Annotated in this window: 10 protein-coding genes; all 10 read right to left on the bottom strand. The window is 73.2% G+C overall.

Annotated elements, in window-relative coordinates:
• Nucleotides 1–78: 78 nt before the first annotated feature.
• A complete protein-coding gene (gene ggt / locus ACIQ8B_RS16185) occupies nt 79–1,896 on the bottom strand; it encodes a gamma-glutamyltransferase (protein WP_403547411.1) in 1,818 nt (605 codons plus the stop codon).
• Between the two features lie 349 nt (nt 1,897–2,245).
• Nucleotides 2,246–3,028 carry an ABC transporter permease gene (locus tag ACIQ8B_RS16190; RefSeq protein WP_403547469.1) on the bottom strand — a complete coding sequence of 261 codons (783 nt, stop codon included), beginning with the start codon at nt 3,026–3,028 and terminating at the stop codon, nt 2,246–2,248.
• Nucleotides 3,029–3,132: 104 nt separating this feature from the next.
• On the bottom strand, nt 3,133–4,284 hold the full coding sequence (locus ACIQ8B_RS16195) for an ATP-binding cassette domain-containing protein (RefSeq protein ID WP_403547413.1): 1,152 nt from the start codon (nt 4,282–4,284) through the stop codon (nt 3,133–3,135).
• Between the two features lie 303 nt (nt 4,285–4,587).
• A complete protein-coding gene (locus ACIQ8B_RS16200; RefSeq protein WP_290006436.1) occupies nt 4,588–4,743 on the bottom strand; it encodes a VenA family class IV lanthipeptide in 156 nt (51 codons plus the stop codon).
• A 46-nt stretch (nt 4,744–4,789) separates the two neighbouring features.
• Nucleotides 4,790–7,477: a class IV lanthionine synthetase LanL gene (gene lanL / locus ACIQ8B_RS16205; RefSeq protein WP_403547415.1), complete on the bottom strand. Its 2,688-nt coding sequence runs from the start codon at nt 7,475–7,477 to the stop codon at nt 4,790–4,792.
• A gap of 1,351 nt (nt 7,478–8,828) precedes the next feature.
• Complete coding sequence (locus ACIQ8B_RS16210; protein WP_106411633.1) at nt 8,829–9,236, bottom strand: DUF6278 family protein; 408 nt, start codon at nt 9,234–9,236, stop codon at nt 8,829–8,831.
• 74 nt (nt 9,237–9,310) lie between these two features.
• The gene (locus tag ACIQ8B_RS16215) at nt 9,311–10,090 is read right to left on the bottom strand and encodes an exodeoxyribonuclease III (RefSeq protein WP_106411634.1); all 780 of its coding nucleotides are present in this window, start codon (nt 10,088–10,090) and stop codon (nt 9,311–9,313) included.
• Nucleotides 10,091–10,162: 72 nt separating this feature from the next.
• Entirely contained in the window at nt 10,163–10,798 is a 636-nt protein-coding gene (locus tag ACIQ8B_RS16220) for an MBL fold metallo-hydrolase (protein ID WP_290006442.1), read from the bottom strand.
• 139 nt (nt 10,799–10,937) lie between these two features.
• Entirely contained in the window at nt 10,938–12,242 is a 1,305-nt protein-coding gene (gene pcaC / locus ACIQ8B_RS16225) for a 4-carboxymuconolactone decarboxylase (protein WP_403547418.1), read from the bottom strand.
• A gap of 13 nt (nt 12,243–12,255) precedes the next feature.
• Nucleotides 12,256–13,155: a transposase gene (locus tag ACIQ8B_RS16230; protein WP_403547419.1), complete on the bottom strand. Its 900-nt coding sequence runs from the start codon at nt 13,153–13,155 to the stop codon at nt 12,256–12,258.
• Between the last annotated feature and the right edge of the window lie 938 nt (nt 13,156–14,093).

Raw genomic sequence — 14,093 nt, forward strand, 5'->3', positions numbered from 1 at the left:
CCTCGCGGGGGGTGCCGGGCCGACGGCTGTGACCGGCCATCGCTCCGGGTGGACCTGACCACCGCTCCAGGTGGACGGCTACCGCTTCGGGTGGACGACCATCGCCGAGCCGCCGCCCCTGCGGGTCCTCTCCGCCGCGGCGAGCCAGGCGCCGCCGGGCAGCCGCTGCACGCCGGTGGTCGCGCCGATCTCCGGGTTCTCGCGGAAGGAGTGCCCGACGGCTTCCAGGCGCTGCCTCAGTCCGCTGTCGTACAGGCCCGGTTCGAGTTCGGTCCGGGCGGCGTTGCGCTGGCTGGCGCGCGGCGCGGCGATCGCGTCGACGAGGGGCAGGCCCCGGTCGAGGAAGCCGGTAAGGGTCTGCAGCACGGTGGTGATGATGGTCGCGCCGCCGGGTGAGCCGAGCGCCACCACCGGCCGGTCGTGCCGGTCGAGCACGATCGTCGGCGCCATGGACGAGCGGGGCCGCTTGCCGGGGCCGGGCAGGTTCGGGTCGTGCACGGCCGGGTTCGCCGGGGCGAAGGAGAAGTCCGTCAGCTCGTTGTTGAGCAGGAACCCGCGTCCGGGCACGGTGATGCCGCTGCCGCCGGTCTGCTCGATGGTGAGCGTGTAGGAGACGACGTTGCCCCACCGGTCGGCGGTGGTCAGATGCGTGGTGCTCTCACCCTCGTACGTCGTCGGCGCGGCCGTGCCGCCCTTCGCGCACGGCTTCGGGTCGCGGGGGTCGCCGGGGGCGAGCGGGCTGGTGAGGACGGCGTCGTCCTCGATCAGGCAGGCGCGGGAGTCCGCGAACCGCTGCGACAGCAGTTCCTCGGTCGGCACGTCCTCGAAGGCGGGGTCGCCGACCCAGCGGCCCCGGTCGGCGAACGCGATCCGGCTCGCCTCGATGAAGCGGTGCAGGTAGCGCGCGTCGCTCGCCCTCGACAGGTCGGTGCGCTCCAGGATGTTGAGGGCCTCGCCGACCGTCGTGCCGCCGGAGGACGACGGCGCCATGGAGTAGACGTCGAGGCCGCGGTAGGAGGTCTTCGCCGGCGGCTGGGACTTCGTGCGGTAGGCGGCGAGGTCGCGCAGGGACAGGTCGCCGGGGCGGGCGTTCCAGCCGGACGCCGGGTCCACGGGCGGCTTGCCGACCGTGTTCACGATGTCGCGGGCGATGCCGCCCCGGTAGAGGGCGTCGGCGCCCTTGCGGCTCAGCTCGCGGTAGGTGCGGGCCAGGTCGGGGTTCTTGAAGGTGGAGCCGACGGCGGGGAGTTCGCCGCCCGGCAGGAACAGCTCGGCGGTGTCGGGGAAGTACCGGAAGCGGGCCTCGTTGGCGGCGGTCTGCGCGCGGAACGTCTCGTCGACGGTGAAGCCGTCACGGGCGAGGCGTTCGGCGGGCCTGAGGACCGTGGCGAGGCTTCTCCTGCCCCACGTGTCGAGGGCGCGCTGCCAGGTGGCGGGGGTGCCGGGGGTGCCGACGGCGAGTCCGCTGCTGACCGCCTCGGCGAACGGGATCGGTGCGCCGTTCTCCAGGAAGAGGCCGGAGCCGGCGGTGAGCGGGGCGGTCTCGCGGCCGTCCAGGGTGTGCACGGTGCGCGACCGGGCGTCGTAGTAGACGAAGTAACCGCCACCGCCGATGCCGGCCGAGTAGGGCTCGGTGACGCCGAGCGCGGCGGCGGTGGCCACGGCGGCGTCGACGGCGTTGCCGCCCTTCCGCAGGACCTCGATGCCGACGGCGGTGGCGTCGGCGTCGACGCTGGAGACGGCGCCGCCGTGTCCGACGGCCACCGGCGTCTTGGGGGCCGGGCGGGTGTGGGGGGCTCGTTCGCCGTGGGGAGCGGGCGGCGCGGCCGCTCCCACCGAGACGACGGCGGTGGTGACCGCGAGGACAGCGAACTTCCGTGCGACAGGGCGACGCATCCGCACCTCCAGTAAAGGGCCGTGCGGGCAGCTTAGTTCGCTGCCATGCCCGCGTCAGGGAGGCCGTACGGGCGTGCCGCCGCGCGCGGCCGGGGGCGTACGGGAGCGGCCGGCGCCCGGGTGCACGGCCGCCGCGCCTCCGGTCCCGGTACATCCGCCGCCCCCGGGGGGGGTCGGCATGACCGCCTGTGGACGGCGACGCCCGGCACGGCGAAAGGGCAGCCGCGCTTCCACCGGGACTCCGAGGCGGCCACGGCCCGGCCCTCGGTCCCCCACGTCCTGCTTCCTCCTCCGCGCGGCACGGCGCCCGCGTGCCTGTGCGGCAGGCGGGAGCGGAGGCCGGACCTCCTCACTCCGGGCGGCCGAAGCGGTGGGCGGCCCAGACCAGGGCCGCGGCGCCCACCGTCAGGAGGGCCGCGGCCTCCAGCAGGAGGGAGGGCTGCCGGCCGAACCACTCGATGCCCGCCGCCGCGTGCTCGGGCACCCGGAGGGCGATGCTCCGCCGGAGCAGGTCCACGCCGTGGGCGAGCGGGTTGACGGAGGCCAGGGCCCGCGCCCAGCCGGGCAGCGCGTGCAGCGGGAAGAAGGCGCCGGAGAGGAACAGCAGCGGCATCATCACCAGGCCGAGCAGCATGCCGAACACCTCGGGGCGGGCCAGGGTCACGGCGAGGGCCAGGGACAGGGCCGTGATGGTGAAGGAGGCCAGCACCATGCAGGCGAGGAGCAGCGCCAGGAGGACCGGGTCGTAGGGCAGGCCGACCGTTCCGGCGAGGGCCAGCAGGACGGCCCCCTGGACGGCGGCGACCGCGGTGCCGCCGGCACAGACTCCCAGCAGGAGCGTGGAGCGGCCGACCGGAGCCATCAGCAGTTCGCGCAGGTAGCCGCTCTGGCGGTCGGTGATCAGACGGATGCCGACCGTGAGGGCCGGCGTCTGGACCGTCATCATCAGGATGCCGGGGAACAGGTAGGCCTGGTAGCCGACGCCCAGCGTCGACTCGGGGATGAGGGCGGCCAGCCCGCCTCCGAGGGCGAAGAGGTAGAGCACCGGCTGGACCAGCATCAGGGCGGTGTGGACGTGCTGGGAGGAGAGGCGCAGCAGGTCGCGGTGGACCAGGGCGTGGACCGCGCGCAGCTCACGGCGCGGACGGGACGGCCGTGCCGGAACGGGACCGCCGGGGGTGTCCGGTTCGTACGGGACTCCCGTGGCCCGGGGGGCGGGAGCGGGTGCGGATGCGGTCACGGGCGCCCTTCCGTCGTCGTGGCGCCGGCCGGTCCGGCGGGGACGGGCTCCGGGGGCGCCGCGGTCCCGTCCGGCGGGGCGGGGGCGGACGGCGTGGCGGGCCGTCCGCCGTGGATGCTCCGGCCGGTGTGGTGGAAGAAGACGTCGTCGAGGGTGGGCGGGGTCGCGGAGGCGGCGTGCACGGGGATGCCGTGGGTCTCCAGCGCCGCGCACAGGCGGGGGATCCAGGAGCTGCCGTCGGGTACGCGCAGGCGGACCCCCTCGGTGTCCAGGGCGACGTCGGCGCCCTGGGGCGCGGCCCGGCGCACGACGCGGCACGCCTTCCGGTCGTCGCCGGTGCGCAGCACCACCCGGTCGTCCCCGATCGCGTCCCGCAGCGCGGAGGGCGTGCCCTGTGCCACCAGGCGGCCGCGGTCGATGATGGCGAGCCGGTCGCAGTTCTCCGCCTCCTCCAGGTAGTGGGTGGTGAGGAAGAGGGTGGTGCCGTACCGGTCGCGCAGGTCGCGCAGGTGCTCCCAGACCTGGGCGCGGGCGTGGGGGTCGAGGCCGGTGGTCGGTTCGTCGAGGAACAGGATCCGGGGGGCGTGCAGCAGGCCGCGGGCCAGCTCCAGGCGCCGTCGCATACCGCCCGACAAGGTGCGGACCGGGGACCGCCGGCGGTCGGTCAGTCCGACGGCCTCGAGGGTCTCGGCGGTGCGTCTGCGGGAGTCGCGGCGGCTCATCCCGTACAGGCGGGCGTGGATCCGGAGGTTCTGCTCGGCCGTCAGGTCCGTGTCCAGGGCACTGTGCTGGAAGAGCATCCCGACCCGCTGCCGCACCCGGTCCGGCCGGCCGAGCACGTCGACGCCGGCGACCGTGGCCCGGCCGGCGGTGGGGCGTGCCAGGGCGCACAGCAGGGCGATGGTGGTGGACTTCCCCGCCCCGTTGGGGCCGAGGAAGGCGAAGGTCTCCCCCTGGCGCACGTCCAGGTCCAGGCCGTGGACGGCGTGGGTGGTGGTGCCGTCGGGGCCTGGGTAGCTCTTGACCAGGCCGCGGGTGCTGATGGCATACACCTCCTCGGAAGCGGGTTCCGTGGTGTCCGGGTGTCCCGGGGCGGCGGTCAGGAGGGACGTCCGGACGGGGGCGTCGTCACCGGCGCTCGGCTGCATGGTCGGGTCCTCGTCTGCGGGGCGTCGGCTGTGGAGCCGGCGGGCAGCGGTTCGCGGGCGGGCCGTTCGGGGCCTGGGTGCGGTTCGGTGCGCGGCTCCCGCCGCCGGGCGTGTGCTCCGGCCGGCGGCCGCCTGGGGCGGTCGCCGGCCGGAGACGTGCGAGCCCTTCTCGTCCTGCTCCGGGTCATGCCGCCGAGGGGGCGCCGAGCGTTCCCCGCCTGCGGGGAACGCTGCTCAGCCCCTCCCCGGCACGGCCGCCGTCGTCCCGACCGGCACCGGAGCCGAAGGGCTTCTCACCGTCGGTCAGGCGCAGCTGACGCCGACGCAGACGGTGTTGAGGAGCGTCAGCAGGCCGACGCACTGGCAGGTCGCGGCGAACGCCGCTCCGTCGGCGCCGACCGGGTCGGTCTCCGGCAGGGCGTGCAGTTCGGCCAGCAGTTCGAGGTCGCGGTTCTCCATGGCATTCTCCCTGTGGGTGAGAGTCGGCGGCGGGAATTCCCGCCGCTCAGCCCGGCCGGTCGATCAACCAGTGCCGGGAGTCGGTGTGACGGGTCCGCAGGAGGAACGCCAGGATTCCCGCGGAGCCGTCGCTCCAGCCCGTCGAGACCTCCCCGTACTCGTTGGGGAAGACGACGTGACCGTTGCGGTGGGCCCGTTCGGAGACGATGAGGCGGGCCAGGTCCTCGGCCGACGCGCGGTAGGCGGGGTCCCCCGTGGCCGCGGCCAGGTCCAGGAGGAAGTCGCCGTTGCCCGCCAGTCCGTGGCATTGGGTGAGGGGTGCGCGCGGGGCGCGTTCCGTCACGGCGCGGGCGGCCCGTCGGGCGAGCCGGCCGAAGCGGTCGTCCCCGGTGGTCTCCCACAGCCTGAGCAGGAAGGAGCCGATGCCCGCCGAGCCGTGGCACCAGTACGGTGCCGTGGGCACGTCACCGGTCTGGGCGGGCCACTGGGCGGCTCCGCCGATCTCCACGGCCGCGGCCGCCAGTCCCTCCCCCGCCTCCACCGCCAGGTCCAGGTACGGCCGATGGTCCGAAACGGCCGCGGCGGCGAGGAGGAAGCACCCTATGCCGGCGGTGCCGTGCGCGAAGCCGAGGTAGCGTCCGCCGGCCTCCCCGGAGGCCCCTCCTCCCGAGAGGGTTTCCGCAGGGACCGGCCAGCTGACGCCGGTCGGATCGCGCCGGGCGGCGGCGACCAGGCGGTCGGCCGCGTCGGCCACGAATTCGGCGAACCGCGGGTCGCCGGTGCGGTGCCACAGGTGTGCGGCGGCCAGTCCGCTCCCCGCGGTGCCGTGGGTGACGTCGTGGCTGGGCGTGGGTTCCTGCGGGGCCAGGGCGAGGGCCTGCGCGTGGTCCATGAGGGCGCGGTCGTCGACGGCACGGGCGGCGTCGTACAGCGCCCAGGCCGTCCCCCGCCCGCCGAAGTGCAGGCCGGGGCGGGTGGAGCGGGTGTCGGTGCGGGCCGCCGTCCAGTGGCCCGCCGTGGAGATCAGCTCCGGCAGACGCTCGTCGCCGGTGAGCTCGAAGTACCGGGTCAGGACCGCCAGGACGCCGGCCGCGCCCTGCTGCACGGTGCAGGGGCCGGTCTCTCCCGCCAGGGTGGACACGGGCCACAGGCGCCGCTCGTCCTGCGGGGTCATGGAGTCGACGAGGTGGTCCACGATGCCCGCCACCACGGCCTGCGTCGCGTCGTGCCCGCCGTCCTCACGCGCCGGGGCGGTGACGGGGCGCACGGCGGAGGTCCGCCGCGTCCGGCGCAGGGCGGCGCGCGCCCGGGCCGGGTCCCAGCGCTCGGCGGGGTCGTCCCCCATCAGCCCGAGGATCATCCCGGTCAGGCCGTCCGGCAGGCGGAGGGTGCCCGCGCAGGCGTCCAGCCATGCGGCGAGCCGCTGCTGCGGGGTCCGGTCGGCCGGCTCCTCGGGGAGCAGGTGCGGTACCCGCCCGGCGAGGACGAAGCACACGGTGGCGCCGAGGCTGTAGTAGTCGGCGCTCGGCGCGACGGGCGCGCCCGTCAGCCGCTCGGGGGCGCTGAAGCCGGGGGTGCCCACGGTCGTCGGGAGGGCGGCGTCGCTCTCCAGGACGGCGAGTTCCAGGTCGATGAGGCGCAGTTCGCCGTCCGGTCCGACCATGATGTTGCCGGGCGTGAAGTCCCGCAGGACGCAGCCTTGTTCATGGGCCGCGGCGAGGAGATCCACCAGGCGTTCCGTCAGGGCCAGGGCGTCGGTGCGGTACTTTTCGCTGCCGACGTCGCGGAAGTGCTCGGCGACCCAGTTCCGCAACGGGACGCCCGGTATCTCCTCCTGGGCCAGGAACAGGTGCCCGCCGTGCTCGAACATCGCGAGGCATTCGGGCGCGAGCCCCGTGCCGGCCAGCTTCTCCAGGGTGCGGGCCTCGGCGCGCAGCCAGTCGCGCACGTCGCGGCCGGCGGCATCGGCTTCCACGTGCGGCCGGGCCTCCTTGACGACCACGGGCCGGCCCGTGGTGGCGTCCGTCCCCCGGTAGACGCCGCCCTTGTTGGTGTGGCGGATCGCCTCCCGTACGGAGAAACGGCCGCCCAGCAGTACCGGTCCGCCCGGCGCCTTCCGGGGGCCCGGCGAGGGCTGCGCCGGGGCGGGGAAGGGGCTCACCGCCCAGGGGGGCGGGGAGTACGTGCCGGTGCGCTCGTCCTCGACGGGGTTGCCGGCCGGGTCCTCGATGAACCACACCAGCAGGCCCTCGTCGGAGAGCCGGCGCCGACCGGTGAAGGCGCCGTAGCGGTAGTGCACCAGGCTGTTCACGGCGTAGGGCTGGTCCGACAGGATCCGCGGGCCGGCCAGGCCCGCGGTGGCTCTGTGCAGTTCCAGCGCGATCCTGGCCGCGTCGGTGTCGGACCGCGGGTAGACGGTGATGAACTTCCCCGAGCTCCCCCGGGGCGTGGCGCGGGAGTTGAGCACGCTCACCTGTTCCAGGGACCGGGCGAACTTGAACGCCGACTCCTCCCGCAGCAGCACGTCCAGCGCCTTCTCCAGGACCGCCGGCGCGGAGACGGACGTCGCCGACACGTGCAGCTTCCAGCCCTGCTTGCGCACCGTCGCGGACGGGGGCGTGAGGCGGCACCACATCTCGTCCGCTTCGACGGTCCAGCGGGAGCCCTCATCGAGGGCGTCCAGCGCCCGGCGGAGCAGGTCTTCGAGGTCGACTTCGATTGCGCGGCTCGTCATTCGCGTCCCTCTCGACGGCGAGAACCACCGACTGAACGGGTCATCGATAGGAAAGTACGACTCAACGCTTACGGGCAGAAGACCTTTCGGCAGGTGCGTGGGAGTACTGGGACACCCGCCGGTGCGGACCGGCGCAGAATGTGAGCGTAAAGGAATGAAAGGGCGTATCCACATCTCCGCACGCCCCCCGGAAATACGTGCCACCGGACCGAACGAAGAAACCCAGGAATGAATTACTCCGGATACCGGATGCCCTTCGTCCCGCCTCCCTCCAGATTTCGGAGGAACAGGTCCGGACTCCACCGCCCGGACCTCCACGCGAGCGGCGGCCGGCGTCGCGCATGAGCGCTTCACCGGCACGACCTGCCCCTTCCGGGTGCCGCGCACGGCCAGGGGTGGCGCCCGGAAGCACAGCGAGCACCACCGGCGCCGCCGGCCAGGGGTTTCCGCCCCGCCCCTTCTTCGGGGAATCGAACGCGGCAAGGATTCCGGTCACGCCAAGACCGCGCTCTCGCACAGACATGCGATCCCGCACCGTCACGGTGCGCGGCCAGGACATCCGCACGAGCATCCGACTCGGAAGAAAATCGCCAACAATCAGCGATTAAGAGCCTTGAATTGACTCAAAAAACAAATTCGGTCCATCTGGAGCTCACCATGGAATCGACCGGAGTGAGGGACCGAAGCGACGGAATCCGGACGCCCTCGGCCCGACGGGCCCGGAAAGGGCGAGGCGGCCGCCCGTGAACCGTCCGGGTGCGGTGGGGACTCGACCGCTCGGGAGGAAGCGGGAGCCGGCTCACGGCCCAGGGACGTCGAGCGACCCCGCCCAGAAGGGGGGACGCACGTCCGCCGAGCGAAGCGCCTCGCCCGGAGGCGGCCGAGGCGGACACCTCCGGGGCGGGGCAGGGCCGGGAGGGCACGCCGTCGCGAGCGGGCGGGCGCGCCTCAAGGCGGGCGCGAGAGGGCGCCCCGCAGGGGGCGTGGGCGGCACCACCCGTCCGGCGCGCAGCTGACCTTCTCCTCGCCTGCGGGCGACCGTGGCTCGGTCGCTGCCGCCGGGAGCAGTGATCTCCGGCTGCCGCCGGACGGGACCGGCCTGTGTCATCCGCCGCCCCGGCTGGGCGGGCGGTCCCCTCCCGGCGGCGACGTCCCCGCTTACGCCGCGAAGTCTCCTCCCCCACCGGGACGGAGGGAACATCGTAGTCGAGGTCCGGGTGGACAGGTTTCCGTACGTCATGGCAACCGCCGCAACATAACCGGGCAAGATCGCCAGAACGCCGCGACACGCACTTTCCGGACATAAGCCGTATTTACATCGGGTGACAGGGCGCGCGAGGGGGCGCGCACGTCAGCCTTCCGCCACCTCGGCGTAGAGCTGCGACAGTTGGGGCGCGCCGTCGGCCGCCCAGCGGTGTCCCGCGTCGACGACGTCGAACTCCCGCCCGCCGACGAGCCGTACGACCGGCTGTCCGTCGGGACGGAGGTCCCAGGCGGCGCCCGCCACGGTGCGCACGATCACGGTGCCCAGGTACAACCCCGCGTCGTTTCCCAGCCAGTCGGAGGCGTCCTCGTCGTCCCGCCATCTCGGGACCAGCTGGTCGAGGGCCTCCAGCGAGGCCGGGCCGTCGTCCAGCCGGACTCCCTCCCGGTCCGCCTGGGAGCGCAACAGGGCGCACTCGGCGAGGAGTTCGGCGAGCCCCTCCGGGCCGGGGAGCTCGTCCTTCCGGCGCCGCTTGCCCAGGAACGGGATCTTCATACTGCCAGCCTGTCATTCGAACCACCCCACGCACCACAGGCGCGCGGGGTCCGCCGGCGGCAGGCCGGCCCTCGTCACACGTCCAGGTCGACCACGACCGGGGCGTGGTCCGAGGCGCCCTTGCCCTTGCGCTCCTCACGGTCGACGTAGGAGTCCGTGACCGCCTTGGCGAACGGCTCGTTGCCGTACACCAGGTCGATGCGCATGCCCCGGTTCTTGGGGAAGGCGAGCTGGCGGTAGTCCCAGTACGTGTACGGGTGGTCGTACTTGAGGGGGCGCGGGACCACGTCGGTCAGGCCGGTCTCGCGCAGGGAGGCGAGGGCGGCACGCTCGGCGGGGGTGACGTGGGTGGAGCCCTCGAAGGCGGCCCGGTCGTAGACGTCGTCGTCGGTCGGCGCGATGTTGTAGTCGCCGAGGACCGCGAACGGGCGGTCACCCGCCGCGTCGCCCGCCACCGCCGCCTTCAGCGCCTCCAGCCACCGCAGCTTGTACGCGTAGTGGGGGTGCTCCACCTCCCGGCCGTTCGGCACGTAGACCGACCAGACGCGCACCGGGCCGCAGGTCGCGGAGACGGCGCGCGGCTCGGCGGAGCCGTCGTACCCCGGGTCGCCCGGGAGGCCCTTGACGACGTCCTCCAGGCCGACGCGGGAGAGCACCGCCACGCCGTTCCACCGGCCGGTGGCGTGGACCGCCGACTCGTAGCCCAGCTCGCGCAGCTGCTCCACGGGGAACTTGTCCTCGGCGACCTTGGCCTCCTGGAGGCACAGCACGTCCGTGCCGCTGCTCTCCAGCCAGGCCAGGAGCCTCGGCAGGCGGGCGGTGATCGAGTTCACGTTCCAGGTCGCGATGCGCATGCCTCACAACCTACCCGCCGCGTCCGACAACGCGCGGCCGGCGGCCGCCGCCTGTGGACGACCGCCCCGCGGTCAGAGCCGGACCGCGTCCCCGGGGGCCAGCCGCAGGTGTTCGGAGCCGCCGAGGGCGCCGATCTGGCGGTCGTAGATCGGGCGGGCGAGATCGGTGAGCAGGGCGTCGTGGATGTCGTAGGCGCGCTGCGGACGTACCTCGCGGACGTAGTCGATCACCTCGGCGATCTTGTTCCAGGGCGCCATCACGGGCAGCATCAGCGTCTCGACCGGGTGGTCGGGGACGGTGAGCGCGTCGCCCGGGTGGAACAGCCTGCCGCCGTCGACGAGGTAGCCGACGTTGGTGATGCGCGGGATGTCCGGGTGGATCACCGCGTGCAGCTCGCCGTGCACCTGGACGTCGAAGCCGGCGGCGGTGAAGGCGTCGCCGTGACCGACGGTGTGCACGCGGCCCGGAAACGCGGCGGAGATCTGGTCCGCGACCGCCTTCAGCGTCCAGATCCCGGCCGCCGGGTTGGCCTCCATGGCGGTCCGCAGCCGGCCCTCGTCGAAGTGGTCCGGGTGCTCGTGGGTGACCAGCACCGCGTCCGCGCCGACGGCGGCGTCCTCCTCGCTGAACCCTCCGGGATCGATGACGAGGACCCGTCCGTCCTTCTCCAGCCGGACGCAGGAGTGCGACATCTTGATGAGCTTCATGGCTCCATCCTGCATCCGCGGCGCGGGGCGGCGCGCCGGGTGCAGGGGCCTGCGACCGGGCACCGGGGACCGGAGGCCTGCGCCCCGAGGCCGCGGGGAACCTGCGACCGGGGTCAGAGAGCCGGGGTGCGGCCAGGGATCACTCCGGCGGGGTGGTCTCCTCGCGGATGACCTGCCGCGCCACGCGGAAGGCGCCGCTGGCGGCGGGGACGCCGCAGTAGACGGCCGCCTGGAGCAGCACCTCCTTGATCTCGTCCGGGGTGAGCCCGTTGCGCAGGGCGGCACGGGTGTGCACGGCGAGTTCGTCGAGGTGACCGCCCGCGACGAGGGCGGTGAGGGTGACGCAGCTGCGGGTCCGGCGGTCGAGGCCGGGGCGGTTCCAGACCTCGCCCCAGGCGTACCGGGTGACGAGCTTCTGGAAGTCCTCCGAGAAGGCGTCGGTCTGCTCCAGGATCCGGTCGACGTGCGCGTCGCCCAGCACCTCCCGGCGCACCTTGATGCCGGTGTCGTACGGGTCCGGGACGCCCTGCGCCTGCGGGGGCACGGCGGCCGGGGCGATCTCGGCGACGGGGGCGGGCTGCGGTGGGACGGCGGCCGGCGTCTGGGGCGGCCGGGGCGCGGCGGCGGGCAGCACGGTCTGGCCGGTGGCGGTCTCGGGGAGCGGCTGCCAGGCGGTGGAGAAGTGCCGGACCAGCAGGTCGGTGACGGCGGCCGGCTGTTCCACCGGCACCAGGTGGGAGGCGCCGGGCACGACGGCGAGCCGGGCGTCCGGGATGCCCGCGACGAGGGTGCGGGCCTCGGCGGGCCCGGTGACCTGGTCCTCCGAGCCCACGAGCACGAGGGTCGGGACGCCGACGCTGCCGAGTCCCGCCCGGACGTCGAAGGAGGCGAGCGCCTCGCAGGCGGCGATGTAGCAGCCGGGGTCGGTGGTGCGCACCATCTGCACGGACCACTCGGTGATCGCGGGCTGGGCGGCGGCGAACCCGCCGGTGAACCAGCGTTCGGGCGCCGAGCGGGCGATGGGGTCGAGGCCGTTGGTCCGCACGATCACGCCGCGCTGGCGGAACTCGTCGGCGGTGCCGAAGCGGGGCGAGGCGGCGATCAGCGCGAGCGACGCGAGGCGTTCCGGATGACGCAGGGCCAGCTCGATCCCCACGGCGCCGCCGAGGGCGCAGCCGGCGTAGCCGAAGCGGTGCACGCCGAGGCCTTCGAGGGTGGCGAGCAGCCGGGTGGCGAGGTCGGTGACGGAGGCCGCGGGGTGGGCGGGGGCGCCGCCGTGCCCCGGCAGGTCGAACCGGAACACCCGCCATTGCCTCGTCAGTTCGGGGACCTGCCGGTCCCACATGTGCCATGTGGTGCCCAGTGAGGGACCGAGGATCAGGACCGGGGCCTCTTCTGGCCCGTCAAAGCGGTATTGCAGGGTGTTCGACGGTGTCTCACTCACGCCCCGCACCCTCTCACGTCTCACAGACGCCCCTATAACGCGGGGGTGCGGGGAACCGGTCCGGCCAGGTTGAAGACCTCGCGGGCGGCATATCGCTTAAGGCACCGGATGATCTCCCGTCGGGTCTTGCCTTCCTGGGTGCGGCGTTCGTAGTACGCCTGGTGCGCGGGTCGTGACGTAGCCGGGTGAGGACGATGCGGTGCAGGGCGGCGTTGGCCTGGCGGTCGCCGCCGTGGTTGAGCCGGCGCGTGCTCCGCCGGCCCGAGGAGGACTCGATGGGGCTGACTCCGCAAAGGGCGGCGAAGGACGCCTCGGTGTTCAGCCGTTCGAGGTTGTCTCCCGTGGTGATCAGGAGAGTGACGGCGCTGTCCGGACCGATGCCCACCGGTACGAGCAGCTGCGGCGCGTGACGTTCAACGAGCCGGGTCAGTCGCTGGTTCAGCTCATCGATCTGTCCGGTGAGCTGCTCGATACGCTCCGCGAGCATTCTCAGAGTCATATGGGTGGCCTGGGCCACCCCGTTCTCACCCTCCTCGCCGTCGCCTGGCCCGAGGCGTGCGCAGGTGCGGAACAGCTCGCGGTTGCCCAGGCTGGACAGTCGTTCCCGTAGTGCGGGATCGGCGATGACCAGGACGGCTTTGAGCTGGTTGATCGCTTGGGTGCGAGCCTTGACCGCGGACTCCTTGGCGAGCTTGAAGATCCGGGCGCTGTGCACCGGACCGTCGCCGGACTTGGCCCGGGCCCGGGCACGACCGCTGAGCACGGCCCGCGCGGCGGCCTGAGCGTCGAGCGGGTCCGACTTCCCCAGCAGTCGGCGGGCCGAGCGATCGGGCCGGTTCACTTCGAAGACCTGAATCTGCTGGGCCAGCAGGTAGCGGGACAAGCCCGCGCCGAAGGTGCCGGTGAATGGCACCGGCCTGCTCGGGCGGTCTGAACCGTGATGGCGCCTGAAACTCGGCAAGGCCCCTATAGGGATACGCCCTGTGGCTCGGTGACAGCAGAAACCATCCCGCAACGGCAGTCGACAGGTCCGTGACTGGACACTTCGGTCATAGATCTCACGAGTCAGGCCCCGTCCGGGATGACACTGCACAACCGTCCCATCGATCGCGGTACAGCGGCGTAACTCGATCACTGCCGGATGACTTCGGCCGAACCGATACTCAACCTGACTGAGCGGGCTGACAAGGCGTTGACTCTCGTCCACCCCTGACCGGCATTGACAGGCAGACGTCACGCAAGGAGGCGGTGCTCACCGGCTGCGGCAGCTGCGGCTCCTCCCCCGTAGAGTGTGAGCAGGACACTCTGGTCAGGCATCTCAGGAGTCAGACCCCGCCGCAGGACAGCACCCACCTACCGCTCTCCGTCTATCCAGCTTGCAGCCACGTCAGCTCGCTCGTTCGGACGAATTGAGTCGAAGCACCGGTCGTCTACCAACGGAACTGGCACCATGCCGCCGTCGTACGTCACTTCGAGTCGAAGGCGGACCATTGGAACGGCAGGTCAACGAGCGGCAGCTCTCGGTGTTGCAGTGGGTGGAGGCCGGGTGCCCTGCCGGCGTATGGGAGACCAACTCCTACAAGACCACCTGTCAGGCACTGCACAACCGGGGCCTGGTCACGGTCTCCCGGAAGGCCGGGCAGTGGAGCGTCGCCCTGACGAGCGACGGCCGACACTACCTGGCACACGGCACATACCCTCCCCGCGGATCACGCCCGCGGAAGACCCAGGCCGCCACTGCACGACCCCAGCCCACCCGAGCACAGGCAACTCTGGCCGCCGGGCGGAAACCACGCCCTCCCTCACAGCCTCGTGTGACGCTCACGGAGCAGCTGTTACAGGAGCTCGCGG

Origin of the sequence: Streptomyces sp. NPDC096105 (genome assembly GCF_044763335.1) — a bacterium.
Classification (GTDB): domain Bacteria; phylum Actinomycetota; class Actinomycetes; order Streptomycetales; family Streptomycetaceae; genus Streptomyces.

What these genes read in the sequence shown, in the direction of transcription:
- ggt (WP_403547411.1), bottom strand. Translation starts at nt 1,896, where the DNA reads ATGCGTCGCCCTGTCGCACGGAAGTTCGCTGTCCTCGCGGTCACCACC.
- ACIQ8B_RS16195 (WP_403547413.1), bottom strand. Translation starts at nt 4,284, where the DNA reads ATGCAGCCGAGCGCCGGTGACGACGCCCCCGTCCGGACGTCCCTCCTG.
- ACIQ8B_RS16200 (WP_290006436.1), bottom strand. Translation starts at nt 4,743, where the DNA reads ATGGAGAACCGCGACCTCGAACTGCTGGCCGAACTGCACGCCCTGCCG.
- lanL (WP_403547415.1), bottom strand. Translation starts at nt 7,477, where the DNA reads ATGACGAGCCGCGCAATCGAAGTCGACCTCGAAGACCTGCTCCGCCGG.
- ACIQ8B_RS16210 (WP_106411633.1), bottom strand. Translation starts at nt 9,236, where the DNA reads ATGAAGATCCCGTTCCTGGGCAAGCGGCGCCGGAAGGACGAGCTCCCC.
- ACIQ8B_RS16215 (WP_106411634.1), bottom strand. Translation starts at nt 10,090, where the DNA reads ATGCGCATCGCGACCTGGAACGTGAACTCGATCACCGCCCGCCTGCCG.
- ACIQ8B_RS16220 (WP_290006442.1), bottom strand. Translation starts at nt 10,798, where the DNA reads ATGAAGCTCATCAAGATGTCGCACTCCTGCGTCCGGCTGGAGAAGGAC.